General features: G+C 69.0%; 1 protein-coding gene and 1 pseudogene. One reads left to right on the top strand and one right to left on the bottom strand.

Features of this window, described 5'->3' with window-relative positions; translation table 11 throughout:
• Nucleotides 1–2380, bottom strand: a 2380-nt coding sequence (locus tag ABZZ20_RS36580; protein WP_356877329.1) for a hypothetical protein, incomplete at its 3' end; no start/stop codon positions are given.
• Nucleotides 2381–4058: 1678 nt separating this feature from the next.
• Here ABZZ20_RS36580 and ABZZ20_RS36575 point away from each other — a divergent pair.
• Nucleotides 4059–4283 (top strand): annotated as a pseudogene (locus ABZZ20_RS36575) (hypothetical protein); the annotation flags it as partial.

The following is a 4283-nucleotide window of genomic DNA, read 5'->3' as shown; positions in this document are numbered from 1 at the left end:
GCGTCAGCCGAACAACCTCCCGCCCCGCCCCATCCCGGAACCACCGCCACGCATAACCAACCTGCGTCCGCTCACCCGCCAACCGCCCCCGACCGGCAAGCCGCGCCAACGTACCGTCCCCACCACCCACAGACCCGACCGCCGACCCGGCAGCCATCGCGGCAGCGACCTCGCCCCTCAAAGCCTCGGCCAGCTCGGCGTCAGCAGGACGGAACCCCAACCGCCAAAACTCATGACACGCCCGGTCAATCTGCTCGGCCACATCGAAATCGAGCGTCGAAATCTGCTTACTCAGGTGACGCTTCAGCGCGCTTGAAGAGATTCCATTTTCTCCAACCTTGCGCCCGGAGTTGAGTTCAATGGCCAAGGACTCGGCAGATCCCGTCACTAGCACCAGATAAGCCACCCTGGCCTTCAGGTCATACGCAGGCATAGCACCGACCGCGGCATTCATCTCGTCACGCGTCGGGAGGGACTCCCTGTCCCTCGCCCGGAGTAGGCGCTCCAGAGCCCTCATCCGGTCACCGACCTCCTTACCCGGCCTCTGGACGCCCGATCGAATACGCCTGACGAGGGATTCGTTGAGCTTGAGCACGTCCTGGGTGCGGCGCGCTCCCAGACTTCCCAGCAGGTACACCATCGTCTTCTGGAAAGGAGTCCAGCCATCACGCACACGCTGGTCAACCGCATCCGCGGTAACCGCGGCCCTCTCCATGAGCAGGCCGTACGCCGCATCGGTCCGCTCAGCGAGCTGAACGCGAGCGTTCCCCCCGTCGCTGAGGATGCGCGAAACCTCGCCCGGGTAAGCCTTCAGCAATCCGTCCAGCTCGTCTTTCCCCAGACGTTGCCGCAAACGCCGCACCTTGGCCTGGAACGGGTTCAGTGTGCCGTCCGCGGGAAGCCCGGACTCCTCAGCCACTTCGTCCAGTTCCCGATAGAGCCTGTACAGCTTGTCAACCCGTTCGGCGACATCCATCCCGACTTTGTTAGACTGCGAGTTCAAATTCGCTTTCAAATACGCGCGCATCGAGCCAGCTGGGATTTCGGTCGCCTTGGCTGAAGCCCCCACTCCACCCAACTTTCTCCGCAGATAGACCAGCTTGCCCGCGAAGTCCACCCCTCTCTCTTCATCGCGGCGATACCGGTCGACCTCGGCCTCCACATCCTTAGGGGTCAACCCGAACTGTTCTGCGTCGAACAGGCGCTTGACTGCATTGATCCTTTCACCGACCTTCATGGTCGGCATCCGCGTGCCGAATCGGTAATCTGCCACCTCTCTTTTGGCCTGGAGCAGGTTGGAAAATCTCACTCCCTCGGCTGTTCTGCCGGGCTTACTCGCCTCCTTCATCAGGTCCTCCAGTGTGCGCTGGATAGGAGTCATGCGGGCACGGACGCGTTCGTCCACCGCCTCCGCGGTAACCGCGACCTGCTCGTTGAGCAGGCTGGAGGCCGCACCGATCCTTTCAATGTCTCGCCTGGGCACGCCGGTCTGCAACAGGGCGCCGCTCAACATCGCCTGCACCCGGGCTGCTTTGTCGATCCTCAGCACCTTGGCCAGCCGCGGGAGCGGGTCCACACCGTCGTCCAGCCTCAGACCGTCCCTCACCCGCTCCAACCGCACCTGAAGAAGCAACTTGGCAGGACCCCCATCCGGGGCTGGAACGACTGCGGCAGCACTCTCACCCGCGGCCTGCACAACAGCAGCCGGCGCCGTCACCGACTGCCCACCGTCACCCACCCGACGACGCTTCGGCCCAGGCGGCGCCGCTACATCCGTATCCACCTCACCACGACCGCCAACGTCAGCAAACCCGTTCCGAGATCCGCCGTCACCCGAGGGGGAAGTAACCACAGCGAAGGCAGACGACTCCAGCGCCTCGGACAGCAACCTCAGGTCAGCCGGATCCAGACCCCGTACACCATCAACCCCCGCCCCCTGCTCCACCCTGGGCTCCGCGGCAGGATCCGACGCCAGCGCCTCGGACACGAACTCCAACTCATCCAGGTCCAGATCCTCCGGGCCCTCGCCCCACGGCACCGGCTCCGCCCCGGGCTCCGCGGCAGGATCCGACGCCAGCGCCTCGGACACGAACTCCAACTCATCCGCGTTCAAACCCTCCGCCAGGTAGTTCACCGCGGGCGAAACATCGGACATCCCCCGGGCCTGGCCCGATACCCCCACACTCCCGGCCTCGGGGCCGGACCGAGAACGCCCGGCGTTCACGGCGTCATCCACATCGGCCGAGGTCAGGCCGGTACGGCCTGCCCGCAGCAACCGCCACACCGCGTCGATCCGCTCACCGACGGCCTCCGACGGCCTCCTCACACCCCTGCGGTACCCATCCACCTCCTCCACACCCACACCCAGCAGATCAGCCACCGAACCATCCCCCGGCCCCACCGGCAGACGGTCCAGCACGTACCGCACCTTCACCCCACGCCGAACCGGACCATACGGAATCCACCGGTCGGAATCCGCCTGCCCCGACCCCAGCACCTGCTCAGCAACCCCGCCGAAGCCGCCCATAGCACCACTCACCACGGAATCATCCACAGGCCCGGCCAGGACAGAGACCGGGTCAGTGGAGCGCACCGCGTCGGCACCGTTCCAGCCCAGGACAGCCGTATCCATCGGGCCGTCACCGGCAGAAGAACCGGACACGGTACCCAATGCGCCCGGCCGCCGAGCCTCCTCGCGCTCGTCGTGCGCGGCCTGCGCGCCACCAGTCGCGCGACCGGTGGCGCCGCCGGACTCGGTGGAGATCCGGCCCGGGGAAACAGACGGCTGACTCGCCGCCCGGCCGGAGGAGGATGCCTGATCGGCCGACCGGCTCGAGACGGCGTCGCCTTGGTGCGCGGTGCGGCCAGGAGCGGAAACCGGGGTGAGTGTCTGCGAGGTGACCGCCGGGGGCGCGGTGACACCCTGGAGCGAGACCGCCCCCGCGGACTCGCTCACCGTCTGGACCGGCTCCGCCGACTGCTGAGCCGCTACCGTCCCACCCCTCTCCGAACCGCCCTCGCCCGTCACCAGATCCCCGGAGACAGCCCTGGCAGGCCGCGGCACGGAATCGGGGACGGCCATGGCAGACCCCGGAGCAGCCACTGCCGAACGAGGCACCGCGGCAGCAGAGGGAGAGGACTGCCCCTCAGCCAGACCCCGCCCCGGGGAAACCGACGACTGACTCGCCGTTGCCGCGGCATCCAGGACCTGCCCGGATGCCTGCCCGGGAGCCACCGCGGACCAGTCCACCACCGCCTCGGCAGAGACGGCCACACCCTCATCCGCCGTCTCAGCGGAGACGGCCACGGCGCGGTCCGCGGTGTCAGCGAGGGCAGAGTGCGACTGGGTCGACCGGGGCGTGACCGGCGTGGTCGCATCCGCCGTCCGCACCGGCTGCGCGGGTGTCCCGGCCGCGGCCACCCGGTCCGTCCCCCGACGCTCCTGATGACCCGCCGTCGGATCGTCCGAGGTGGTCCGCACAGGCTCCGACGTAGCAGGCGAGCCGGCCGCGGCAGCCGGTGACGTGGCAGCCTCGCCGGACTGCGGCCCGGCAGCCGGAGCACGCTGGGCCGCCGGGGCGGGAGCGGTCCCCGCGGTTGGGGCCTGGACCGCGCCGGCATCTTCGGACCCGACCGTACGCGTGGCGGTGTCGTGCCTGGAAGTGCCGTGGACGGTGTCCTCAACCCCCGCAGCAGACGAACCAGCCTCTCCCTGTCCGGTGCGGGTGTCCGGCCCGCTGCTCGCCGTACTCACCGTGGCTTGCGGAACCGACGCCCCAGCGGTGGCCTCGTCGGCCACCTGACCCACGCCGGCCACGTCGGACGACACGTCATCAGCGCCGCGTGCTGCGGCTGCAGTGATACCGGGTGCGGCTGCCGCAGGTGTGCCCGGAGCGGCAGCGGCCCCGTGCGCGTCGCCCTGGACCACCCCGGGGGCCGGAACAGCCCCCGGGACGGAGCCGACAGAGGCGAACTGATGTGCCGGGCCGGCGAACTGCTGCGCCTCGGCTTCGGCTTCGGCTTGGGATTGGGATTGGGATTGGGCTTGGGAGCGTCCCGTGTCCGAACTGCTCACGGTGGCGGTCCGGCTCAGCGATGCCGAACCGGTCCCGCGCTCGCCGCCCCCGGCGTCCCGGGCACCGGGTCCGGTGACACCAGGCGCGCCGTGGCCGGCCTGTTCCTTCGCACTGTCCGTGGCCGGGCCGGTGTCCGCCGCACCGCCTGTGGCGGGCGGGGACTGGACGGAGAAGGTGGTGTTGATCCACGTCCCCGACGCCACAGCG

Origin of the sequence: Streptomyces sp. NPDC006430, assembly GCF_040612395.1 — a bacterium.
GTDB lineage: Bacteria > Actinomycetota > Actinomycetes > Streptomycetales > Streptomycetaceae > Streptomyces.
Note: the sequence above shows the minus strand (reverse complement) of the source record. Positions and strands in the feature narration are given on the sequence as shown.